General features: G+C 70.3%; 25 protein-coding genes, 1 tRNA gene and 1 other RNA gene. 16 read left to right on the top strand and 11 right to left on the bottom strand.

Going from position 1 to position 22508, the window contains the following annotated elements; translation table 11 throughout:
* Positions 1–75: 75 nt before the first annotated feature.
* The 7 genes from JOM49_RS42585 (at position 76) to JOM49_RS42555 (ending at position 5412) form a co-directional block, all read left to right on the top strand.
* Positions 76–152: transfer RNA gene (locus JOM49_RS42585), tRNA-Met, on the top strand.
* Between the two features lie 455 nt (positions 153–607).
* Positions 608–1108, top strand: a complete 501-nt coding sequence (locus JOM49_RS42580) for a PadR family transcriptional regulator (protein ID WP_209670561.1) — start codon at positions 608–610, stop codon at positions 1106–1108.
* A gap of 73 nt (positions 1109–1181) precedes the next feature.
* Positions 1182–2285 carry a peptide chain release factor 2 gene (prfB, locus tag JOM49_RS42575; protein ID WP_209670560.1) on the top strand — a complete coding sequence of 368 codons (1104 nt, stop codon included), beginning with the start codon at positions 1182–1184 and terminating at the stop codon, positions 2283–2285.
* Positions 2286–2345: 60 nt separating this feature from the next.
* Positions 2346–3035 carry a cell division ATP-binding protein FtsE gene (ftsE, locus tag JOM49_RS42570; RefSeq protein WP_209670559.1) on the top strand — a complete coding sequence of 230 codons (690 nt, stop codon included), beginning with the start codon at positions 2346–2348 and terminating at the stop codon, positions 3033–3035.
* Between the two features lie 54 nt (positions 3036–3089).
* Positions 3090–3989 carry a permease-like cell division protein FtsX gene (ftsX, locus tag JOM49_RS42565; RefSeq protein ID WP_209670558.1) on the top strand — a complete coding sequence of 300 codons (900 nt, stop codon included), beginning with the start codon at positions 3090–3092 and terminating at the stop codon, positions 3987–3989.
* Between the two features lie 41 nt (positions 3990–4030).
* Entirely contained in the window at positions 4031–4507 is a 477-nt protein-coding gene (gene smpB / locus JOM49_RS42560; protein ID WP_209670557.1) for an SsrA-binding protein SmpB, read from the top strand.
* Positions 4508–4548: 41 nt separating this feature from the next.
* Positions 4549–5412, top strand: a complete 864-nt coding sequence (locus JOM49_RS42555) for an amidohydrolase family protein (RefSeq protein ID WP_282773451.1) — start codon at positions 4549–4551, stop codon at positions 5410–5412.
* Here JOM49_RS42555 and JOM49_RS42550 read toward each other — a convergent pair.
* From JOM49_RS42550 to JOM49_RS42530, 5 genes are all read right to left on the bottom strand, one after another.
* Entirely contained in the window at positions 5320–6666 is a 1347-nt protein-coding gene (locus JOM49_RS42550) for an acyltransferase family protein (protein ID WP_209670556.1), read from the bottom strand. The genes JOM49_RS42555 and JOM49_RS42550 overlap by 93 nt on opposite strands.
* 71 nt (positions 6667–6737) lie before the next feature.
* Complete coding sequence (locus JOM49_RS42545) at positions 6738–6968, bottom strand: DUF8847 domain-containing protein (RefSeq protein WP_209670555.1); 231 nt, start codon at positions 6966–6968, stop codon at positions 6738–6740.
* A gap of 102 nt (positions 6969–7070) precedes the next feature.
* Positions 7071–7715: a response regulator transcription factor gene (locus JOM49_RS42540; RefSeq protein WP_209670554.1), complete on the bottom strand. Its 645-nt coding sequence runs from the start codon at positions 7713–7715 to the stop codon at positions 7071–7073.
* 31 nt (positions 7716–7746) lie between these two features.
* Positions 7747–8814 (bottom strand): sensor histidine kinase, encoded by a 1068-nt coding sequence (locus JOM49_RS42535; RefSeq protein WP_372444243.1) that lies wholly within the window; start codon positions 8812–8814, stop codon positions 7747–7749.
* 95 nt (positions 8815–8909) lie between these two features.
* A complete protein-coding gene (locus JOM49_RS42530; RefSeq protein WP_209670551.1) occupies positions 8910–9614 on the bottom strand; it encodes a sensor domain-containing protein in 705 nt (234 codons plus the stop codon).
* 176 nt (positions 9615–9790) lie between these two features.
* Here JOM49_RS42530 and ssrA point away from each other — a divergent pair.
* The 4 genes from ssrA to JOM49_RS42510 all read left to right on the top strand — a co-directional run bounded on the left by ssrA (position 9791) and on the right by JOM49_RS42510 (position 12707).
* Positions 9791–10163: a transfer-messenger RNA gene (gene ssrA, locus JOM49_RS42525) on the top strand.
* 401 nt (positions 10164–10564) lie between these two features.
* On the top strand, positions 10565–11491 hold the full coding sequence (locus JOM49_RS42520; protein ID WP_209670549.1) for a type IV toxin-antitoxin system AbiEi family antitoxin: 927 nt from the start codon (positions 10565–10567) through the stop codon (positions 11489–11491).
* Complete coding sequence (locus tag JOM49_RS42515) at positions 11460–12260, top strand: nucleotidyl transferase AbiEii/AbiGii toxin family protein (RefSeq protein ID WP_209670547.1); 801 nt, start codon at positions 11460–11462, stop codon at positions 12258–12260. Before JOM49_RS42520 ends, JOM49_RS42515 begins: the two co-directional genes overlap by 32 nt.
* 75 nt (positions 12261–12335) lie before the next feature.
* Positions 12336–12707 (top strand): glyoxalase superfamily protein, encoded by a 372-nt coding sequence (locus JOM49_RS42510; protein ID WP_209670545.1) that lies wholly within the window; start codon positions 12336–12338, stop codon positions 12705–12707.
* Here the strand turns inward: JOM49_RS42510 and JOM49_RS42505 are convergent.
* A complete protein-coding gene (locus JOM49_RS42505; RefSeq protein ID WP_209670543.1) occupies positions 12693–13169 on the bottom strand; it encodes a hypothetical protein in 477 nt (158 codons plus the stop codon). The two genes, JOM49_RS42510 and JOM49_RS42505, sit on opposite strands and share 15 nt — an antisense overlap.
* 140 nt (positions 13170–13309) lie before the next feature.
* Here JOM49_RS42505 and JOM49_RS42500 point away from each other — a divergent pair, with 140 nt between their 5' ends.
* Positions 13310–13534 (top strand): hypothetical protein, encoded by a 225-nt coding sequence (locus JOM49_RS42500; RefSeq protein WP_209670541.1) that lies wholly within the window; start codon positions 13310–13312, stop codon positions 13532–13534.
* Here the strand turns inward: JOM49_RS42500 and JOM49_RS42495 are convergent.
* The 3 genes from JOM49_RS42495 to JOM49_RS42485 are packed head-to-tail and all read right to left on the bottom strand — an operon-like array spanning position 13531 to position 16930.
* Complete coding sequence (locus tag JOM49_RS42495; protein ID WP_209670539.1) at positions 13531–15777, bottom strand: heavy metal translocating P-type ATPase; 2247 nt, start codon at positions 15775–15777, stop codon at positions 13531–13533. The two genes, JOM49_RS42500 and JOM49_RS42495, sit on opposite strands and share 4 nt — an antisense overlap.
* 14 nt (positions 15778–15791) lie before the next feature.
* A complete protein-coding gene (locus tag JOM49_RS42490; protein ID WP_209670537.1) occupies positions 15792–16721 on the bottom strand; it encodes a DUF8832 domain-containing protein in 930 nt (309 codons plus the stop codon).
* Positions 16721–16930 (bottom strand): heavy-metal-associated domain-containing protein, encoded by a 210-nt coding sequence (locus JOM49_RS42485; protein WP_209670535.1) that lies wholly within the window; start codon positions 16928–16930, stop codon positions 16721–16723. The genes JOM49_RS42490 and JOM49_RS42485 overlap by 1 nt, the downstream gene beginning before the upstream one ends.
* Before the next feature lie 137 nt (positions 16931–17067).
* Between JOM49_RS42485 and JOM49_RS42480 the strand changes: the two genes are divergently transcribed.
* Entirely contained in the window at positions 17068–17490 is a 423-nt protein-coding gene (locus JOM49_RS42480; RefSeq protein ID WP_209672299.1) for a DUF4396 domain-containing protein, read from the top strand.
* Between the two features lie 181 nt (positions 17491–17671).
* On the opposite strand, the gene JOM49_RS42475 is transcribed toward JOM49_RS42480, so the two are convergent.
* Complete coding sequence (locus JOM49_RS42475) at positions 17672–17953, bottom strand: metal-sensitive transcriptional regulator (protein WP_153029523.1); 282 nt, start codon at positions 17951–17953, stop codon at positions 17672–17674.
* A 177-nt stretch (positions 17954–18130) separates the two neighbouring features.
* Here JOM49_RS42475 and JOM49_RS42470 point away from each other — a divergent pair, with 177 nt between their 5' ends.
* The 3 genes from JOM49_RS42470 (at position 18131) to JOM49_RS42460 (ending at position 21667) form a co-directional block, all read left to right on the top strand.
* Complete coding sequence (locus tag JOM49_RS42470; RefSeq protein WP_209670533.1) at positions 18131–18889, top strand: ABC transporter ATP-binding protein; 759 nt, start codon at positions 18131–18133, stop codon at positions 18887–18889.
* A complete protein-coding gene (locus JOM49_RS42465; protein WP_209670531.1) occupies positions 18889–21399 on the top strand; it encodes an FtsX-like permease family protein in 2511 nt (836 codons plus the stop codon). The genes JOM49_RS42470 and JOM49_RS42465 overlap by 1 nt, the downstream gene beginning before the upstream one ends.
* Before the next feature lie 61 nt (positions 21400–21460).
* On the top strand, positions 21461–21667 hold the full coding sequence (locus tag JOM49_RS42460; RefSeq protein ID WP_209672326.1) for a hypothetical protein: 207 nt from the start codon (positions 21461–21463) through the stop codon (positions 21665–21667).
* A gap of 3 nt (positions 21668–21670) precedes the next feature.
* Here the strand turns inward: JOM49_RS42460 and JOM49_RS42455 are convergent, their stop codons facing one another.
* A complete protein-coding gene (locus tag JOM49_RS42455; protein WP_209670529.1) occupies positions 21671–22453 on the bottom strand; it encodes an IclR family transcriptional regulator in 783 nt (260 codons plus the stop codon).
* Between the last annotated feature and the right edge of the window lie 55 nt (positions 22454–22508).

The following is a 22508-nucleotide window of genomic DNA, read 5'->3' as shown; positions in this document are numbered from 1 at the left end:
CTCGACCTGCGGAAACGTCCTTAAGTACCCCCGGTGTCAAGCGGTGGGATGCGCCCTGTAATCTTGTTTTTGCAACGCGGGGTGGAGCAGCTCGGTAGCTCGCTGGGCTCATAACCCAGAGGTCGCAGGTTCAAATCCTGTCCCCGCTACCACGAGAGGGGCCCGGTTCGTTTCGGCGAACCGGGTCTCTCTTTTTTCGTATCCGCCTTCGCGGCCGGCGCCAGGAGCGTTCGCGCTCCGTGTCCGCCCGTGCGCCTGCGGTGGCCGCCGAGTCCATATTGGGCTGTAGGGGTGGCGAGTGGACAGTCCTTCTCGCACGGGGTGCGTGTATTCGCACCTGGTGCAAGTTTTGTGGACACAGGAACGTGACCTAGCTGAGCGGGCCGGCGGTCGAACCACCGGCCGACCGAGCGGTGTGGTGCCGTTTCGCCTGGTCAGCGCCCTGCGCGCAGCTGTCACCTGAAGTTGACGTTGGTTGTTTGTCCATTATGGACTGATCGAAAGACTAGGCCGAAAGGGGGTTTTCCGGCCGAAGTGAACTAGCCATTGTGGACTGAACGGCTGGCCACTGTGGACAGAACAGGGGCGGAGTGGGAACGTAGAAGGCGTGTCCGATTTAAATGCAACAGCCGCAGCCCTGCTCGGTCTGCTCCACGACGGCCCGGCCACCGGCGGGCAGCTCGTCGCGGGAGCGGAGGAACGATTCGGCGCCTTCTTCAGCGTCACGCGCAGCCAGGTGTACCGGGAACTCCCGGCACTGGCGAAGGAAGGCCTGGTCCGTCTCGGCAAGCAGGGACCGCGCTCCAGTCAGCAGTACGTCATCACCGCCGCGGGCAAGAAGGCCTTCAAGGCGTGGCTGTCTTCGGACGCCGGGCCCGACCACCTTCGCAGCCCCCTGATCCTCCGCCTGGTGCACGCCGGCACCTTGACGGCCAAGCAGCGCGCGAGCCTCGTCGAGCAGGCCCGTGGCGCCTACGCCGAGGACCTCGACGCGGCCAAGGCGGCGATCAAGGCGGCCGAGGACCCCTACGCGAAGGCGGTGGCCGAGTTCGGCCAGGCGCACGCGAAGGCGGCCCTCAAGCTGGTCGACGCGATCCCGCAGGCCTGAACGGCGGAATTCGCGGCCGGTTGTGCGCAACCGGCCGCGAACGCCGCCGGGGATTCCCGTAACGTGGGGCGGCGTGAGCGTCGAGTTTGAAGCAGAGCTGAAGGATGTCGCCGGCACGCTGGCCCAGATCGAGTCGGTGATGGATCTGGACGCGTTGCGGGCCGACGTCGCCTCGCTGGAGCAGGAGGCGTCGAAACCCGATCTCTGGGACAACCCGGAGGCCGCGCAGAAGATCACCAGCCAGCTCTCCCACAAGCAGAACGAGCTGCGCCGGGTGTCCGAGCTGCGCCAGCGGGTGGACGACCTCGGGGTGCTCTACGAGCTGGCCGAGGCGGAGGACGACACCGCCAGCAAGGCCGAAGCCGAGAGCGACCTCGTCAAGCTGCGGCAGGAGATCGCCGCGCTCGAGGTGCGCACCCTGCTCTCCGGCGAGTACGACGACCGCAACGCCGTGGTGACCATCCGGTCCGAGGCAGGCGGCGTCGACGCGGCCGACTGGGCCGAGATGCTGCTGCGCATGTACATCCGCTGGTCGGAGCGGCACGACTACCCGACCGACGTCTACGACATCTCCTACGCCGAAGAGGCGGGGATCAAGTCGGCCACCTTCAAGGTGAGCGCCCCGTACGTCTACGGCACGCTCTCGGTCGAGCAGGGCACGCACCGGCTGGTGCGCATCTCGCCGTTCGACAACCAGGGCCGCCGCCAGACCTCCTTCGCCCACGTCGAGGTGCTGCCCGAGGTCGAGGAGGTCGACCACGTCGACATCCCGGAGAAGGACATCCGCGTGGACGTCTTCCGGTCCTCCGGCCCCGGCGGGCAGAGCGTGAACACCACCGACTCGGCCGTGCGCATCACGCACGTGCCGACCGGCATCGTGGTCTCCTGCCAGAACGAGAAGTCGCAGCTGCAGAACAAGGCGGCCGCGATGAAGGTGCTCCAGGCCAAGCTGCTGCAGCGCAAGAAGGAAGAAGAGCGCGCCGAGCTGAACGCGCTCAAGGACGGTGGCTCCAGCTGGGGCAACCAGATGCGCTCCTACGTGCTGCACCCGTACCAGATGGTCAAGGACCTGCGTACCGAGTTCGAGGTGGGCAACCCCAGTTCCGTGCTCGACGGCGACATCGACGGCTTCCTCGAGGCCGGCATCCGCTGGCGGAAGCAGAGCGAGCACGCCTGAGCCCCGTTCGGGTGGTGGGCAACTTAGGCTTAACGGGTGACCTGAGTAGGATGACGCACCGTGATCCGGCTCGAAGAGGTATCCAAGGTCTACAAGACCTCGACCCGCCCGGCCCTCGAACGGGTGTCCGTCGAGGTGGACAAGGGCGAGTTCGTCTTTCTCATCGGCCCGTCGGGGTCCGGTAAGTCGACGTTCCTCCGGCTGCTCCTCCGTGAGGAGGTGCCGTCCCAGGGCCGTGTGCTGGTCTCCAACTTCGACGTCGCCAAGATGGCCCGGCGCAGGGTCCCCCGCCTGCGCCAGACCATCGGCTGCGTCTTCCAGGACTTCCGGCTGCTGACCAACAAGACCGTCGCGGAGAACGTGGCGTTCGCGCTCGAGGTGATCGGCAAGCCGAAGCAGACCATCCGCAAGGTGGTGCCGGAGGTCCTCGAACTGGTCGGCCTCGACGGCAAGGCCGACCGCCTGCCCAACGAACTCTCCGGTGGTGAGCAGCAGCGCGTGGCGATCGCGCGCGCGTTCGTCAACCGGCCGCTGGTGCTGCTCGCCGACGAGCCGACCGGGAACCTGGACCCGGACACCAGCCAGGACATCATGCTGCTGCTGGAGCGGATCAACCGCACCGGCACCACCGTGCTGATGGCCACCCACGACCACTCGATCGTCGACTCGATGCGCCGCCGCGTGGTCGAGCTGCAGCTCGGCCGGGTCGTGCGCGACGATGCCCGCGGGGTCTACGGCGTCGGCCGCTGACCGCCGTACCGCCGCACCCCCCTCGCCCCCGACCCCCAAGGGACAGCCACCCCGATGCGTGCCAGTTTTGTGTTCAGCGAGGTTGTCACCGGCTTGCGCCGGAACATCACGATGACCATCGCGATGGTGATCACCACGGCGGTTTCGCTCGCCATGCTGGGCGGCGGTCTGCTGATCGTCACCACCATCGACAAGATGCAGACGAACTACCAGGACGACGTCGAAGTCACCGTCTACTTCACCGACGACGTCAGCGCCAGTGACGCCAACTGCTCGCAGCAGCTGTGCTCCGGCCTCCGCGCCGAGCTGGACAGCAAGCCCGGCGTCGACTCCGTGGTGTTCGAGAACCGGCAGGACGCCTTCGAGCGGTTCAAGCGGATCTTCGAGGGCCAGCCGGAGCTGGTCGAGCTGGCGCGCCCCGAGTCGCTGCCCGCCTCGCTGCACATCAAGCTCGAGGACCCGAGCCGCAGTGACGTGATCGTCAAGGAGTACACCGGCCGTCCCGGGGTGGACAAGGTCGACGACCAGAACGTGTTCCTGGAGCGGTTCTTCAACGGGCTCAACGTGGTCCGGAACATCACCTTCGTGGTCGCGCTGCTGCAGGCCTTCGCCGCGTTGTTGCTGATCTCCAACACCATCCAGGTCTCGGCGTTCACCAGGCGAACCGAAGTCGGCATCATGCGCCTGGTCGGCGCGACGCGGTGGTACACGCAGCTGCCCTTCCTCCTGGAGGCGGTGGTCGCCGGTGTGGTCGGTGCGATCCTCGCGATCGTCTTCCTGCTGGTGGGCAAGATGTTGTTCTTCGACACGCTGCTGACCTCGGCGGGCGGGATCATCCCGCCGGTGACCACACTGGACGTGTTGGGCCCGGTGGCGCCGGTCCTGCTCGGGGTGTCCATCCTGATTTCCGCGGTCACCGGGTACGTCACGCTGCGTCTGTACGTGCGGCATTAATGCCGGTGTCGTGCCGATGAGAATCACGTAGAGTTGTCAACATGGGCAAGGAACGTGGTCACAAGGTGATCGTGTCGAACCGCAAGGCTCGGCACGACTACTCCATCCTCGACACCTACGAAGCCGGTCTCGTGCTCGTCGGTACCGAGGTGAAGAGCCTGCGTGAGGGCAAGGCTTCACTGGCCGACGCGTTCGCCACGGTGGACGACGGCGAGGTGTGGCTGCGCAACGTGCACATCCCCGAGTACGTGCAGGGCACGTGGACCAACCACATGCCCCGCCGGACCCGGAAGATGTTGCTGCACAAGGGCGAGATCGAGAAGCTGATCGGCAAGACCAAGGAGAGCGGGCTCAGCCTGGTCCCGCTGTCGATGTACTTCAAGGACGGCAAGGTCAAGGTCGAACTGGCGCTGGCCAAGGGCAAGAAGGCCTGGGACAAGCGTCAGGACCTGGCCAAGCGCGACGCCGACCGCGAGGTGCGCAAGGCGATGGGCCGCGCGCTGAAGGGCCGGTACTGAGCGGCACCGGCCCGGAGTCCGATGCGGACGTCCCGGGCTGGGTGCGCTCGCTCGGCCTGCCCGGGCTGATCGACCTGCACGTGCACTTCCTGCCCGAGCGGGTGCTGGCGAAGGTGTGGTCGTACTTCGACCAGGCCGAGCGCCACTACGGCACCCCGTGGCCGATCCACTACCGGCTGCCCGAGCCGGAGCGGCTGGACGTGCTCCGCTCGCTCGGGGTGCTGCGGTTCGCGCCGCTGGTCTACCCGCACAAGCCGGGCATGGCCGAATGGCTTTCGGAATGGGCGCTGGACTTCGGCGCGCGCGTGCCGGAGGCGGTGCCCACCGCGACCCTGTACCCGGAGCCGTCCGCCGCGTCCTATGTGGACTCGGCGGTCCGCGCCGGCGCCCGCTGCTTCAAGGCCCACGTCCAGGTGGGGGCCTACGACCCGCGCGACGACCTGCTCGACAAGGCCTGGGGCACGCTGGCCGACGCCGGGCTCCCGGTGGTGGTCCACTGTGGACACGGTCCGCTGCGGGGTGCGCACACCGGGCTGGACGTCTTCGGCGCGGTCCTCGAACGGCATCCCCGGCTGACCGCGGTGCTCGCCCACGCCGGCATGCCCGAGTACGAAGCGGCGGTCGACCTGGTGCGGCGGTACCCGAACGTGTACCTCGACACCACCATGGTCGGCGTGCCGTTCACCGAGGCGATGATGCCGATGCCGGCCGGCTGGGTGTCCAGCCTGGCCGGCCTCGGTGAACGGGTGGTGCTGGGCACCGACTTCCCGAACATCCCGTACTCCTACGCGACCCAGTTGCGGGCCGTCGCCTCATGGGCGGCTGCCGACGACCGGCTGGGGGAGCGGTTCCTGCGGCAGGTGCTGCACGACACCCCGGCGCGCCTGCTGGGCCTTGCGCCGTAGCGGCTTGCCCGCCAGCAGGAAGGCCGCGGTGACCAGGAAGACCCACGGCAGCGGCCCGGCCAGCTGACCGCTGTCGGCCGGTGTGGTGAAGCCGGTCGCGGCCAGGCCGAGCAGTCCACCGGAGGCGACCAGCCCGGCCGGCACCAGTTGCGCGGTCGGGGCGATCGGGCCGCCGTCGAGCTTGCGGACCTCGAAGCGGGCGAAGACGCGGAGCAGCCCGGCCAGCACGAGCCCGGTCGCGGCCAGCCAGAGCGGGGCGGCGACGAGCCAGGCGAGGCTGCCGGGTTCCGGGGTCCGGTAACCGAAGCCGAGCACCGACACCCCGGCGACGACCACCAGCGCGGGCATGTGCCACAGGTACACGCTCATGAACCGCGGGCCGAGCCAGCGCAGGGCGGCCGCCACCGGCGGGCGCACGGCCCAGCGGCCGATGGCCGGGCGCAGCGCGAGCAGCAGGCCGATCTGCCCCACGGCCAGCGCGGCCAGCAGCACGCTCGGCGGGCTCATGTTCGACACCGGCGCCCCCGGCATGCCGATCATGCTCGCCGGGTACGGGCCGAAGGCGACCATCAGCGCGGTGACCCCGAAACCGGCGGCGGACATGGTCAGCGCACCACGCCTGCCGAGCGAGCCGAGGCGGCCGTCGGCGTAGAGGAAACCGATCTGGTGCACGGCGAGCCAGACGAACACGGCGTTGGCGTACCCGATCAGGCCGAGGTCGTTGAAGCGGGCCACGTCCACGAGCACCCCAGCGACCGCCATGACCACCGGCACCCGCAGACCCCAGCGCCGGTGCGCCGCGGCCATCAGCGGCGTGACCAGCACGGTCACCAGGTACACCGCGAGGAACCAGAGCAACTGCGCGGCGATCGCGCCGGCCACCTCCAGCGGCTGCTCCGGGATGCCGAAGGCACGCAGCAGTTCGGGCACGACGAGCCAGACCATGAACAGCGGCAGCGCGGGCAGGAGGAGCCGCTGCACGCGGGCGGCCAGCCAGTCACGGCTGCTGGTGGCGGCGTTCAGCGAGATCAGGTTCGCTGCGCCACCGGCGAAGAACACCAGCGGCATCACCTGGGACAGCCAGGTGATCACCCACCAGCCGGGGGTGGCCAGCGCGTTCCCGGTGGCCAGTCGCCCGTCCGCGTACCCCAGCACCGGCATCAGCCAGTGCTGGCCGACCACACCGGCGATCGCGGCGGCCCGCACGACGTCGAGGAAGAGGTCCCGTTTCGGACGGGTTGTGCTCGTCTGCATGCCTGAAGAGCCTGGTCAATCCGGCCCTTCGGCACAGCGGGGTGAGCCGCCGTATCCGGGTTCGGGTTTTCCTAGTTCCGCGGTGGGGCTGGCCCTACCTCGCCGGCCGGGCGCAGGCGGTACTCCCAGCCGCTCTCGGCGTTGTAGTCGAGTTCGTAGTGGGTCTCGATCTTGGGGCCGTCGTGGAGGTGGACGTGCCGCATCACGGTGCCGCGCACCGGTTCGGTGTCACCGATCTCCTGGATCCGGCCGTCGAGCGGGCCGCCGAAGAAGCGGACGCACTCTTCTGAGTGTGCGGACAATCCGTTCTCCTCCTCACCGGCGACAGCGTCCGCTAATGGTAGGTGAGGTGATCCAGCGGTGCCGCCCTCAGACGGGTGAGCTTGGGTGTCCCCGGTGGCGGCTCAGCCGCGTTCGAGGTAGGTGAGCACGGCGCGGACCCGGCGGTGTTCCTCGGGGGAGACCTCCAGGCCGAGCTTGGCGAAGATGTTGCCGATGTGCTTTTCCACCGCGCCGTGCGAGACGACGAGGGTGCCGGCGATCGCGGTGTTCGACAGGCCCTGCGCCATCAGCCCAAGCACCTCCGACTCGCGCGCGGTGAGCGCGTCGAGCGGGTTCTTGCGGCCGCGTGCCATCAGCTGGGCGATCACGTCGGGATCGATCGCCGTGCCGCCGCCGGCGACCCGCCGCACCGCGTCGAGGAAGTCGGCGACGTCCGCGACGCGCTCCTTGAGCAGGTAGCCGACTCCGCCTGCCCCACCGGACAGCAGTTCCACCGCATAGCTCTCCTCCACATACTGCGAAAGCACCAGCACGGGCAGTCCGGGGATCAGCTCACGCGCGCCGAGCGCGGCCCGCAGCCCCTCGTCGGTGAAGGTCGGCGGCATCCGCACGTCGACGATCGCCAGCGCGGGACGGTGTTCCTTGACCGCGACGAGCAGGTCGTCGCCGTTGTCCACGGCGGCCACCGTCTCGATGCCCTCGTCGGCCAGCAACCGCTGGATCCCCGCTCGCAACAAGACCGCGTCCTCGGCGATGACGACACGCATAGTCCTTCAGGCTCCCCAGGTACGGGCCTGCTCACCAGGTGCACGGCAGGTCCGAGCGGACCACCGTGGGGCCGCCCGGCGGGCTGACGACGGTGATGACGCCGTCAATCGTGGCAGCCCGGTCGGCCAGGCCCGCGAGCCCACCCCCGGTGCGCACCTCGGCACCGCCGTGCCCGTTGTCGGTGATCTCCACGATCACCCGGTCTTCGGTGCGCCAGACCTTCACCACCGCCTGCGTGGCACCGGAGTGCTTCGCGATGTTGGTCAGCGTTTCGCCGACGATGAAGTACGCCGTGGTCTCCACCGCGGCGGGCGGGCGCGGCTGGACGTCGACCGAGACCTCCACCGGCACCGGGGACTTCGCGGCCTGCGCCGAGAGCGCCGCGTCGAGGCCGCGGTCGCCGAGCACGGCCGGGTAGATGCCGCGGGCCAGGTCCCGCAGTTCGGAGACGGCGAGCTTCGCGTCCGAGTGCGCTTCGTCGATCAGCTCGCGCACCGCTTCGGGGTCGTTCTCGAACTTGGACTTCGCGCGGCCGAGGCTCATCGCCACGGACACCAGCCGCTGCTGCGCGCCGTCGTGCAGGTCGCGCTCGATCCGGCGGCGTTCCGCCTCGGCGGCGTCCACGCCACGGGCCCGCGAAGCCTGCAGGTGCTCGGCCTTGGCGGCCAGCTGCTGGTTGCGCGGCGGGCCGAGCAGGGAGAGCGCGAGGTTGCCGTGCAACCAGGCGACCCACGGCAGCACCCAGATCGCGATCGGGAAGAGCACGATTCCGGCGATGCCGAGCGCGAACTCCACGATGCCCAGCGGCAGCGCCAGCATCAGGTAACCGAAGTCGCGCCAGGTGGTCTGGTCCGTGAGGCGGGTGCGCCAGCGCTGGAGCCAGGTGCCCTCCTGCGGCAGGCGCACCGCGTCGGGCAGCGGGGTGTCCAGCGTTTTGCGGACCCAGCGGCGCTCCACGTCGCCGAACCAGCGGGTCAGCCCGGTGACCAGGACCAGCAGCGGGACGCCGACCCAGACCACCACCGTGCCGATGCCCACCGCGGCCAGCGTCACCAGCAGCACGAACTGGACCAGGCGCAGGGGGAAGCTGGCGACCATGAAGCCGACGACCTTCGGCCAGTGCGGCTTCGGCTGCGTGAACGCCGCCCCGTCTTGGGACATCGCCGGTCCTCCCTGCGCAGTGGTGACGACGGTCATCCTGCCACCGTCGACATCGCCGGGGTCCCCGGGAAAGGGACGCGGTCCCCTTCCTCTTCCCAGCGGCTGGCCGGGCCGAGCAGCACCCTGGCGAACCGGGCGTGCCCGGCGGCCAGTCCCCGGGTCAGCGCCACCGAGACCGCCATGAACAACACGCCCAGCGCCGCCCACGGCAGCGCCTCGACGGTGGAGTCCACGGTGATCCAGCGCAGGCCCGCGTCGTAGCTGGGGAAGTGGTAGGCCCCGGTGGGCAGGTAGCGGAAGTAGATCGGCAGGCCGGCGAAGGCCAGGCTGACCGCCCAGAAGGTGACCACCAGGGTGAACTGGATGATGCCGATCGGGAAGAGCAGGAAGAAGTAGGCCGTGTCGCGCCAGGTGGCGCCGTCCTTCAGCCGGGCCTTCCAGCGCGCCTTCTGGCCGCCTTCCGGCAGCGCCCGGTAGGGGACCGGGATGTAGCTGTCGAGCATGGCGTAGACGCGAGCGCGCTCCACCCGGGCGGCGCCGCGGGCGACCAACACGGCCAGCCCGGCGATCGGCAACCCCACCCAGACGATCGCGGTGGAGACACCGGAGACGAAGAGGGTGAAGAGGAACACGAAGCCGAGGATGCCGAGGGGGAGGTTCATCAGCAGGAAGCCCAGCGACCCCGCGAACCGCGGACGCGACCGGCTGCCGTCCTGCTCGACCTGTGCCGTTGTCATGGCTGGTTCCCTTCAGACGTCCGTTGCGCTTACCGGACCAAGCTTCGCCGCAGAGGGGGCCGGGCGGCCATGGTGCGCACGGGCATCCCGGGGGTAGGGACAACCCCACCACGGCGCCGGAATACCGGGTTGCGCGAAGGCGTTATGATGGACAGGTTCGTAGCGACAACCCACCAGGGGGTGAACGGTTTCGACTTTGGACGTCGATTCGAGGGAAGCGTGCCGGTGCAGGCGAGAGACCACCGTAAGCGTCATCGCAAACCAATAAGCGCCAAGGCCAATAGCCAGCGCGACTACGCCCTCGCCGCCTGAGCGAGCGCGTGGTCTGTCGGCCCGGGAGTGCCTCCGTCCCGGTCGCCGGCATCAGCTAGGAGGCTCTACCGCCGGACCCGGCCACGGGGTCCGGTCGGGAAACCAACAGTGGCTGGGCCCGTCACATCGGCTTGTTCGCGTGATCGATGGGGCCGAGTAGAGGCATAGCGGACTGCGCACGGAGAAGCCTTGTTGAGGCGCCAGAGGACCCGGGTTCAATTCCCGGCACCTCCACTTCGTCGACGGCGAGTGCTCGTGGGGAGCACTCGCCGTTGACTTGTGTTCGGGCGTTTATCTGGGGGCCGAGCCCCCAGACCCCCGGCCAGGGGGCTTGCCCCCTGGACCCCCATGCTGTCGGCTCGCGAATGTTGTGGGTGCTCCTCGGCTTCGCCATCGGAGGCCTCGGCTGCGTTATCGGGTGGGCTCGGCTTCGCCATCGGTGGGCGCGCTGCTGGAGGGGCTCGGCTGCGCTATTGGCGGCTGGGGGCTCGGCTTCGCCATCGGTGGGGGTTGCGGAGGGGTGGGGGAGTGTTCAGTATGGGGGGATGTTCAGGGAAAATGAACATGCGGGTTTTTTGAACGAGGCGTTGTGGGGGGAGCTTCGGCGGCGGCTGGCGGAGTTCGGGCTTCGGGGGGAGTTGTCGGCTGGGGGGCTGGACATCACCACCGGCGCGGGTGTGACTCGGACCTACGGCCTGCACGTCCAGCCTCGGCTGACGCCGCAGCTGGCGACGGCGGTGCACGTGCCCGGCTCGCCGCCGACGTTGGTGGTGGCGCCGTCGATCAGCGAGCCGGTGGCCGAGCGGTTGCGCGCCCGCGGCATCGACTACCTCGACACAGCGGGCAACGCCCACCTCGCCTGGGGTGATGTGCTCATCGACGTCCGAGGGCGTCGCAAGCCCGCGGTGCGGCAGCCCAAGGCACCCGCCCGGGGTGCGCGCGCCTTCGGCCGCGCCGGGCTCAAAGTCGGCTTCGTGCTGCTCAGCTGGCCGGAGATGGCGGCGGAGCCACTGCGGGTGCTGGCCAGGGCGAGCGGCGTCTCGCTGGGCACGGCTCAGATGGCCGTCGACGAACTCGCCACCGCGGGCTACCTGTACGAAGGGGCGGACGGTCGCCGGCTGACCCGCGGCGGGGAACTGCTCAACCGCTGGTCGGAGGCGTATTCGATCACGCTGGGTCCCGCGCTCGCCCTCGGCGAGTTCTCCGTCGAAGACCTTTCGTGGTGGCGGAACTCGGAGTCCGAGCTGGTGCGGGCGGGGGCGCAGGTGGGTGGTGAGGCCGCCGCCTGCCTGCTCGACCCGCACCTGCGTCCCGCCTCGCTGACGCTCTACGTCGAGCAGACCCCGCTCGCGCTCATCGGCAGGCACCGCATGGTCCGCGCGGAAGGGACCGGGAACGTGCACCTCCGGCAGCGGTTCTGGCAGGCGCCCGGCGTGGACACCTGGACCGTGCCGTCGACCCTGGTCTACGCCGACCTGCTGGCCTCGGGGGATCCCCGTCAGCGTGACCACGGAGACCGCATCAGGACCAGTGATGATCGACTTACGCGACTCGACCGAACCTGACCTCCTGCTGGCCGCGCGGGTGCTGACACGTGTCGACGCCGCGGCCCGCGAGGCGGGTGTCGACTACCTCGTGGTGGGCGCGACGGCGCGGACCATCCCGTCGATCGGGCTGGTGGGCGGCCCGCCGGAGCGGGCGACCCGCGACATCGACATCGCCGCCGCGGTGGGTTCGTGGGCCGACTTCGAGCGACTGGCCGCCAAGCTCGAGAGGCGAGGCCGCCACGTCCACGCGTTCCTCGTCGAGGGCGTCGAGGTCGACGTGGTGCCCCACGGCGGTATCGAAGGCGAGGATCGCACGATCCTCTGGCCGGACGACCACCGCATGAACGTCCGAGGCCTGAGCGAGGCCGTGGAGGCAGCCGAGACGGTGCTCCTGCCCGGTGGCCTGGAGATCCGGGTCCCGGCGATCCCGGCGCTCGCGCTGCTCAAGCTGCTGACGTGGTGGGAACGGCGGGCCGACACCACGCGCGACGCCATCGACCTGGCGACGATGATCGGCTGGTATTCCACGGGGGAGTACTTCGACCGCCTGTACGACGACGAGGTGGCCGTCCTGGTCCGGCACGACTTCGACCCGGCGCCGGCCGGTGCCTGGCTGCTCGGGTCGCAGCTGCCCGGGCTGCTCGACGCGGAGGGCGTGGCGGCGCTGCTCCGGATCGTCGAGGACGAGGACGCGCTCGGGCGGTTGGCTCGCGACATGCGCGTCCTTCGTGGGCTGGTCCTCGCGCGCGCGTTGGGTGCGGGCGTCCGCGAAACTGCTCGCGGCTAAGTATTGGAATGGATCGTTCCGTTCTGATACAGTAGGAACAGAACAGAGCATTCCGGTCTGGAGAAGGTGGCGGAGATGGACTACAAGCTGGAGCTGGCGCAGGTACCGGTCTCGGACGTGGATCGCGCCAAGGCGTTCTACGTGGACCAGGTGGGCTTCGTGGCGGATCACGATCACCGCGTCAGTGAGGACCTGCGGTTCGTCCAGCTGACGCCGCCGGGGTCGGCCTGCTCGATCGTGATCGGCAAGGGGGTCACCCAGGCGCCGGTCGGGTCGCAGCCCGGGTTGCAGCTGGTGGTCTCCGACATCGAGGCCGCGCACGCCGAGCTGGCCGGGCGCGGGATCGAGGTGAGCGAGATCCAGGACCTGCCGGGCGGGCCGTTCGTGTTCTTCAGCGACCCGGACGGCAACCAGTGGTCGGTCCAGCAGGGCTCACGGGCGGGCTAGGCCGTCCGGCCAGACGATGGTGACCGGGCGGTTCAGGCGGTGGGCGTGCGCCACGGCGTCCGCCGTGCCCCCGGTGCCGCGCGCCGGGCTGCCGTCCCAGACGGCGACGAGCAGGTCGCTGTGCTCCACCACGAACCTCCCGGCTTCGTCGAAGGCGGCGTCGCAGGCGGTGGCGTGGTCGAGGGTGACCGCGCTCTTCGCCGCGGTGAGCAGGCGCAGGTAGGTGTCCCTGGCGGCGCCGCTGAACGTGGCCGAGTAGTCCCGCGACGGGATGACGGCGAACAGCGTGCCGCCCGAGCGCAGCAGCAGTTCGGCGAACAGCTGATCGGCACCCTTGGCCAGGCTGCTCAGCCCGATCACCGGCGCGGCCGCTTCGGCCAGCACCGCGTTGATCTTTTCGATGGCGTGCACGCGGGCCGCGCAGGGCAGTTCGCGGTGGCCGCTGATCCCGATGACCGTCATAACGCGCTGAAAGCCGTTCGCACGGGGTCGTTCGTTACGACCGTGCCGGGACCGTTATCCAGCCCTCCCGAATGGGTGAAAGCTAGAAAATTCAAGTGACTGTGCGTAACAACTAGCTTGATCGAGTCGAGTTCCCTGGCATGAACGAACTCGCCAGCCGGCTACTGGCCCAGCACGTCCGGTCCGCCACCGTGGTGGGCAGCCTCGTGCTCGTCGAGGTTCTCGGCTTGATCGGTTACTTCTTCTCGTGGCGCGCGATGTGGGTTTCCGGCGGGGCGGCGCTGCTCGTGTTCCTCGCGTGCGCCGCCCTCCGCCGTGCCGCCCGCCAGGTCGACACCATCCTCGAAGACGAACTGGATCGTTAGGTGGCCGCGCGGAACCCGCGCAGGCGCAGGCTGTTGGTCACCACGAAGACCGAGCTGAGCGCCATCGCCGCCCCGGCGATCATCGGGTTCAGCAGGCCGGCGGCCGCCAGCGGGAGTGCGGCCACGTTGTAGGCGAAGGCCCAGAACAGGTTGCCCTTGATGGTGCCGAGCGTCCGCCGCGACAGGCGGATGGCGTCGACGGCGGCCCGCAGGTCGCCGCGCACCAGGGTCAGGTCGCTCGCCTCGATCGCCACGTCGGTGCCCGTGCCCATGGCCAGGCCCAGGTCCGCCTTCGCCAGCGCGGCGGCGTCGTTGACCCCGTCGCCGACCATGGCGACCACCTTGCCCTCGCCCTGCAGCCGAGCGATCACGTCGGCCTTGTCGCGGGGCAGCACCTCGGCGATCACCTCGGCGATGCCCACCTCGTCGGCGACCGTCTTCGCCACGGCCTCGTTGTCGCCGGTCAGCAGCACCGGGGTCAGGCCGAGTTCCTTCAGCTTCGCGATCGCCTCGGCGGAGGTCGGCTTCACCGTGTCCGCGACGGTGAGCACCGCGCGCGCCCGCCCGTCCCAGCCGACGGCCACCGCGGTCTGCCCGCGTCGTTCGGCTTCCGCCTTGGCCTCGGCGAGCGCTTCCGGCAGGTGCAGGCTCCACTGCGCGAGCAGTGCGACCCGGCCGACCACCACCGCGTGCCCGTCGACCGTGCCCTGCACGCCGAGCCCTTCGACCGCGGTGAAGTCCTCGACGCCGGGCAGGCGGCCCGTCCTGTCCTTGGCGCCGCGGGCGATGGCCTGCGCGATGGGGTGTTCCGAAGCGTCTTCGAGCGCACCGGCGAGCCGCAGCGCCTCCTCGGCGGTGGTGCCCTCGGCCAGGTGGACGTCCACCAGGGACATCTGGCCGGTGGTCACCGTGCCGGTCTTGTCCAGCACGACGGTGTCCACCCGGCGGGTCGACTCCAGCACCTCCGGGCCCTTGATCAGGATGCCCAGCTGCGCGCCGCGGCCGGTGCCGACCAGCAGTGCGGTCGGCGTGGCCAGGCCCAGCGCACACGGGCAGGCGATGATCAGCACGGCCACCGCCGCGGTGAACGCCCCCGAGGCCGACGCGCCCGCGCCGAGCCAGAAGAACAGCGTGCCCACCGCGAGCGCGATGACCACCGGCACGAAGACCGCGGAGATCCGGTCGGCCAGCCGCTGCGCCGCGGCCTTGCCGTTCTGCGCGTCCTCGACCAGCTTCGCCATCTGCGCCAGCTGGGTGTCCGAGCCGACACGCGTGGCCCGCACGACCAGCCGTCCGCCGGCGTTCACGCACCCGCCGGCGACCGAGTCGCCGGAGCCGACCTCGACCGGCACGGACTCACCGGTGAGCATGCTCGCGTCGATCGCCGAGCTGCCTTCGGTGACCACGCCGTCGGTGGCGATCTTCTCGCCCGGCCGCACCACGAACCGGTCGCCGACCGCGAGTTCGTCGATCGGGATGCGGACTTCGGCGTCCGCCCGCAGGACCGCGACCTCCTTGGCGCCCAGCTCCAGCAGCGCGCGCAGGGCCGAGCCCGCCCGCCGCTTCGACCGCGCCTCGAAGTAGCGCCCGGCGAGGATGAACGTGGTGACCCCGGCGGCGACCTCGAGGTAGATGTTGCCGTCACCGCTGGTGCGTTCGATGGTGAATTCGAACGGGTGCGTCATGCCCGGCGTGCCCGCGGTGCCGAACAGCAGCGCGTACAGCGACCAGGCGAACGCGGCGAGCGTGCCGATGGAGATCAGCGTGTCCATCGTCGCCGCGCCGTGGCGCAGGTTGACCCAGGTCGCCCGGTGGAACGGCCACGCCGCCCACACCAGTACCGGTGCGGCGAGGGTGAGTGAGATCCACTGCCAGTACTCGAACTGGATGGCCGGGATCATCGCCAGCGCGATCACCGGCACCGACAACACGGCCGAGCCGATCAGCCGCTGCCGCAGCGGGCGGATCGGGTCATCGTCCACTTCGGACTCGGTGACGGCTTTGTCCTTGCGTGGCACCGTTGCCGCGTACCCCGCCGCTTCCACCTGCTCGATCAGCGCGGTGGGTTCCAGCTCGGCCGGGTAGCTGACCCTCGCCTTCTCCGTCGCGTAGTTGACCGTCGCGGTGACGCCGTCCAGTTTGTTGAGCTTGCGCTCGATCCGGGCGGCGCAGGAGGCGCAGGTCATGCCGGTGATCGCCAGTTCGACCTCGCTGCTGAGGCGTTCCCGCGTTTCCGAACTCATGTCGCGTCCTTACTTCATCCGCCGTGGGAGTGGCCGTGCCCGTCGCCCTCGGCGGCGGGTGCCGGTGCCGCCGGAGCCGTGCCCTGGGCCTCGACGGTGAACTCGGCCGTCCGGACCTCGCCGCCGTGCTGGAAATCCAGGAACAGGCGGTAGGTACCGGGGGAGGGTACTTCGGTGTGGAAGTCGATCGTGGGGCCCGCGGTGGCGCTCTCGTCCGGGTGGACGTGGAGGTAGGCGAGGTCGCCGCCGCGCAGGGCGACGAGGTGGCCGTAGGCGCCGAGGTACGGCTCGAGATCGGTGACCTCGCGGCCGTCCTTGGTGACGGTCAGCCGGACCGATGACGACCGCCCGGCGACCAGGTCGCCGTCCAGTCGCACCCGATAACCGTCCACTTCGGACTCGCGGGCGGGTGGGTACCAGGCGGGCTGGTAGTCGCCCGGCGTCGACAGGTCCACGCCGAGCGTGGTGGCCTGGCCGCCGGTCGGCTTGAAGTCGGCGTACATGCGGTAGCTGCCGGCCTGCGGGAGTCCCAGTTGGATCCACCAGGAACCGTCGGCGGCGAGCTGCGGGTGCAGGTGCTGGAAGCCCGCGGTGTCGCGGCGCACCACGATCAGGTGCATGCGCTTCTCGTGCTCCACGTCGTACGCGGTGACCGGCGCGCCGTCCGGGCCGAGCACCCGGAAGGTGAACGGCTGCGTGGTGCCGGTGGGCAGGGTGGTGGTGGACGGCACGAGGGTGTAGCCGTTCAGCGAGCTGGCCAGCCCGCCGGGCAGCCCGGTGGCCGCGCCGGCGGGCCCGGCCGCGTCGTGGGTGTCGCTGTGCGCCGCCGCCGGTGCTCCGGACGAGGCGGCGACCGGCCCGGCGGCGCCGCCGATGGCCCAGCCGCCACCGGCGACCAGGACGAGCGCCGCGCCGTACGCGGAGAGCTTCGCGGCGGTGTTCATCAGCTCGCGGCCACCGCGTAGCCGGCCTCGTCGACCGCGGCACGCACTTCGGCGTCGTCCAGGCCGTTTTCACTCGTGACGGTGACCGCGCCACCGGCCAGATCCACGTCGACCTTGGTCACGCCGCTGATCTTGCCGACTTCTTCGGTCACGGACCGTGCGCAGTGCTCGCAGGTCATCCCGGTCACCGCGTAGGTCGTCTCGGTCATCTTCGTGCGTCCTCTCGGTTGGCTGCCGCTTGACTCGAATGTATACCCTTGGGGGGTACCGTAGCAACTCGATCGACAGGACAGGCGGAGGTGCCGTGATGACGGGTGACGCACACCGGCCGGGAGCGAGCTGGGGGATGGCCGCGAGCGCGACGCTGCACTGCCTCACCGGCTGTGCCATCGGGGAGGTGCTGGGCATGGTGATCGGTACCGCGCTGGGATTCTCCAACGTCGCCACGATCGTGTTGGCGGTGGCTCTGGCGTTCGTCTTCGGTTACGCGCTGACCATGCGCGGGGTGCTGCGCTCGGGCGTCGGCTTCCGGCAGGCGCTGCGGGTGGCGCTGGCCGCGGACACCGTGTCGATCGCGGTGATGGAGCTGGTGGACAACGCGGTGATGGTCACCGTGCCCGGGGCGATGGAAGCCGGGCTGGGGCACTGGCTGTTCTGGGGCGCGCTGGCGTTCGCGCTGGCCGTGGCCTTCGTGCTCACCGTGCCGGTGAACAAGTGGCTGATCGGCCGGGGCCTGGGCCACGCGAAGGTGCACGCGCACCACCACTGAGTGCCGAGTCCTCTCATGGGACACAAATGTGGCTTTGGGGGCGGAATCGGCCCCCAAAGCCACATTCGTGTCCGATGGCTTCGGGCCGAGTGTGGGACTCGGCTGCGCGAATGTGGGGTTCGGCTGCACGAGTGTGTGACTCGAATGCCTGAGTGTGTGGTTCGGGTGCGGGAGTGTGGGGTTAGGAGCGGACCAGGCGGGCGATTGCTTCGGAGGCTTCTTTGACCTTCGCTTCGGCTTCCTTGCCGCCGGCCGCGGCCGCGTCGACCACGCAGGTGGACAGGTGTTCGTCGAGCAGTTCGAGCGAGAACGCCTGCAGCGCCTTCGTCGCGGCGGAGACCTGGGTGAGGATGTCGATGCAGTACTTGTCCTGCTCGACCATCCGCTGCAACCCGCGGATCTGCCCCTCCACCCGGCGCAGCCGCTTGAGGTACGCCTCCTTGTCGCCGCTGTAGCTGGCCATGCCGCACCCCTTTACCTCGATCGTGTCGTTCCTGCCATGATACCCAACCCCGGTATGGGGATCAGCCCGCCGATCGAGGGGTAGGGCCAGCCCCACCCCGGCTACGCCCGCGCACCCCATGGTTCCGGTGCCGCCCGCTCGACATGCTCGTCGCAGCAAGTGAGCGAGGAGAAAGCCATGAACCAGGAAGTGGTCCGCCTGACCTCCGTGGTCAAGACCTACGGTGGGGAGCGTAACCGCGTCGTCGCGCTCGACGGGGTGACGATCGGGTTTTCGCGGGGGAGCTTCACCGCGGTGATGGGGCCTTCGGGTTCCGGCAAGAGCACGTTCCTGCACTGCGCGGCGGGCCTCGACCGGCCGACGTCGGGCTCGGTGGTGCTCGACGGGCACGAGCTCGGCGGCATGAACGAGGTGGCGCTGACGCGCCTGCGCCGGGAGAGCGTCGGGTTCGTCTTCCAGGCGTTCAACCTGCTCCCGGCGTTGAACGTGCTGGAGAACGTGACGCTGCCGCTGCGCCTGTCCGGCAAGAAGCCGGACCGCCGCGCGGTCGACGAGATCATCGACCGCATCGGGCTGACCTCCCGCCGCAAGCACCTGCCCGGTGAGTTGTCCGGTGGTCAGCAGCAGCGCGTCGCGATAGCCCGGGCGCTGGTCAGCCGTCCCGCGGTGGTGTTCGGCGACGAGCCGACCGGTGCGCTGGACACCCAGACCTCGCTGGAAGTCCTCGGCCTGCTGCGCGAGTCCGTCCGGTTCGCCGGGCAGACGATCGTCATGGTCACCCACGACCCGGTCGCCGCCTCGCACGCGGACCGGGTGATCTTCCTCGCCGACGGCCGCGTCGCCGACGAACTGCACGACCCGACCGCCGATCTGGTGGCCGAGCGGATGACCCACCTCGGCGCCTTCGCCGCCGCCAGAGCCGGAGCGCACGCCTGATGTTCCGCATCGCCACGCGCATGCTGCGCTTCCGCAAGGGCGGGTTCACCGCCTCGTTCATCGCGTTGTTCTTCGGGGCCGCCATCGTGCTCGCCTGCGGCGGGCTGATGGAGACGGGCATCCGCTCGGCGGTCCCGCCGGAGCGGTTCGCCGCGGCACCGCTCGTCATCTCCGGCAACCAGCAGATCGACCTGCCGGAGGAGCCCGTCGCCCCGGACGAGGAGGACTACGGCAAGGACCGGGACAGCGGGGTGCTGTCCGAGCGCGTCCGCCTCGACGCCGGGTTGATCACGCGGATCGAGAAGCTCCAGGGCGTCGAGCGCGCGCTGCCCGACGTCACCTTCGACGTGCACGAAAACGGCCGCCGACTCCCCGGGCACGGCTGGAGTTCCGCCGAACTGGCGGGGGACTCGCTGGTCGCGGGGGTCGCGCCGACCCGGGCGGGGCAGGTCGCGCTGCCTGGGCACCAACCTGGGGAAACCGTCGAACTCGCCGTGCGCGGCAAGGTCGAGCGGTTCACCGTCACCGGGACCATCGCCGGGCCGTCCGCCTTCTTCACCGACGGCGAAGCGAGCCGGTTGCTGGGCAAGGCGGGCGTGGTCGACGCGATCGCCGTGTTCACCACGCCCGGCACCGACGTCGAAGCGCTCCGCGAGCAGGTCGACAAAGCGATCAGCGGGACCCCCGCGATCTCGCTGACCGGGGACGAACGCGGGCTGGCGGAGTTCTTCGGCGCGGCCGAGGGCGGCACCGGGCTGATCGCGCTCGCCGGGGTCTTCGGCGGCATGGCCACCACGGTGGCGATCTTCGTGGTGGCCTCCACGCTGGGACTTTCCGTGCAGCAGCGGGGACGGGAACTCGCGCTGCTGCGGGCGATCGGCACCACGCCGGGGCAGCTGCGCCGGATGGTGCTCGGCGAGACGATGGTGGTCGGGGTGCTCGCCACCCTGCTGGCGTACTTCCCCGGGCAGTGGCTCGGCGAATTCCTCTTCGACCAGCTGGCAGGCCGCGGGGTGGTCGCCGAGCAGATGATCTACCACCAGGGCTGGATCCCGATGGTGAGCGCGACCGGCGCGGCGCTGCTGACCGCGTTCGGCGCGGCCTTCGTCGCCGGTGGCCGTGCCGCGCGGGCCCGGCCAGCCGAGGCGCTGGCCGAAGCCGCCGTGCAGCGCCGCTGGCTGAGCGCGCCCCGGCTGATCATCGCGCTGCTCTGCCTCGGCGGCGGTATCGCGCTGGTGATCATCACCTTCACCGTGATGACCGGACCGGTCGCGGCGAGCACCGCCGGGCCGACGGTGATGCTGTGGGCGATCGCGCTGGCCCTGCTCGGCCCCGGCATCGCGCGGATCGCCATCGCCACCCTGCGCTGGCCGCTGCGCGCGATCACCGGGCTGAGCGGGCGGCTCGCCCTGCTCAACGCGCGGAACCGCCGGGTCAGGATGGCCGCCGCGATCACGCCGATCATGCTGGCCAGCGGCATGGCGCTGTCGATGATCTACCTGCAGACCACGCAGGGCGCCGCCGGTGAGCGCGCGTTCAGCGAGAACCTGCGGGCGGACACCGTGCTCGCCTCCACCACCGGCGGGTTCGACCCGTCGCTCGTCGGCACGGTCGCCGAGCTGCCGGGGGTGGCCGGGGCGTCCGCGCTGGTGACCAGTTCCGGCTTCATCACCGACTACGACGACGGCTGGCAGGACGACCAGGGCCTGCCGTTGCAGGGCATCACCGCCGAAGGGGCGGGCCGGACGACGGCGACCCCGTTCACCGCGGGAAGCGTCGAGGAACTGCGTGGCGAAACCGCCGCGTTGCCTGCGAGCCTCGCCGAATCGCTTGGCAAGGGCATTGGTGACACCGTTACTCTCCGTTTCGGAGACGGTGCGCAGACCGACGTGCGGATCGCCGGGTTGCTCGGCGGCCGGCCGGGCTACGAGATCGCGCTGGTGCCCGCGAGCCTGCTCGTGCCGCACACCGACGCGGGCACCGTGCCGCAGATCCTGGTGAAGGCCGAGCCGGGTGCGGACCTCGCGCCGGCGCTCGCCGGACTGGCCGAGCGCGTGCCGGGACTGGTGGTCGCCGACCGCGCGACGGTGACCGCGGCGAACGCCGAGCAGCAGGACATCGGGGCGTGGGTGAACTACCTGCTGGTCGCGATGATCGTCGGGTACACGGTGATTTCCCTGGTCAACACCCTGGTGCTGGCCACGGCCGAGCGGCGGCGCGAGTTCGCGCTGCAGCGGCTGGTCGGTTCGACGCGCGGCCAGGTGCTCCGGATGACCGCGGTGGAGGCGGTGCTCGTCGCCGTCGCCGGGCTCGTCCTTGGCGGTTTCGTCTCGCTGACGACCCTGGTCCCGTTCAGTCTGGTCATCAGCGACACGCCGATGCCAGCCGGGCCGATCGGGGTGCTGCTGGCGGTCGTCGGCGGGTCCGCGGGGCTGGTGCTGCTCGCCACGCTGGTGCCGGCGTGGTTCGCGCTGCGGGCGCGGCCGGTCGAAGCCGCTGTCGCTCCGTGATCAAGCCCATGTCATGCTGATGGGGGACACGCGATCGAGCGTGGCCGGAAGAAGGTGCCAAATGACCTGGGCAAGGCATGGCAGCGTTACCGACCCGGCGGCCGACACGAGCTACCTGGCCGGAGTCAAGGCGGAGGAGAAGATCCACCGCGACGTTCAGGAAGGCAGGGCAGCGCGCACGGTCGCGCAGCACTCCTCCGACGCGCACGAGTGCGCGGAACTGCTCGAGATGCTCGGCATCCCGGTCGAGGCGGGCAGACGACACTGAGGTTCAGGCGCCGCCGATGCGGGACGTGAGTTCCGCGGCGGTGCGCCGCACCTCTTCGGCGATCCCCGGCCAGTCCTGAGCACAGGCACCGGCCGGGGAGTCGCACACGTGCCGGAAGGTCACGCTGATCGCGGCGAGCGGGCGGTGGCCGTGGTCGAACACCGGGTGCGCCACCGAGGCGAAACCCGGCGTGACGTGCCCGTCCTCCACAGCCCAGCCGCGCCTGCGTTCGGCGGTCAGCGTCGCCCGGAGCTCCGCGAGGGTGCGTGGGCCGCGCTCGGTCCGCCGCACGAAGGCCGCGGCCGACGGGAACAACGCCCGCACGTGCGCCGCGGGCAGGTGCGCGAGCATGGCCCGCCCGCTGGCGGTGAGCTGCGCCGGCAACCGCACCCCCACGTCGGTGACCAGGGTTTCCGGGCGCGCTGGCCGCTCCTTGATCAGATACAGCGCTTCACCCCCGTGCAGGATGCCGAGGTGCGCGTTGTGCTCGACCCGGTCGACCAGCCTGCGCAGCAGTGGCGCGGCGAGCCGTTCGAGCGGGTCGTGCCGCAGGTAGGCCGACCCCAGTTCGAAGGCCGCGATCCCCAGCCCGTACCGGCGTTCGTCGGGCAGGTGTGTGACGAATCCGGCGGCCACCAGCTCGGCGAGCAGGTGGTAGGTGGTGGACCGGGGCAGGCCGAGGTCGCGGGCCACGGCACCGGCCGACACCGGCCCGGGCCGCTCGGCCAGCGCACGCAGGATGCCCAGGCCGCGCCGCAGCGCGGGAACGTCGGAACTGGTGCCCATGCCCTGCCCTCCTGTCTGGGATCCCAGACGGAACCACTCGATCACCGATTTTGCC

It is taken from the genome of Amycolatopsis magusensis (assembly GCF_017875555.1).
Classification (GTDB): Bacteria; Actinomycetota; Actinomycetes; order Mycobacteriales; family Pseudonocardiaceae; genus Amycolatopsis; species Amycolatopsis magusensis.
This window is presented reverse-complemented; position numbering and strand designations above follow the sequence as displayed.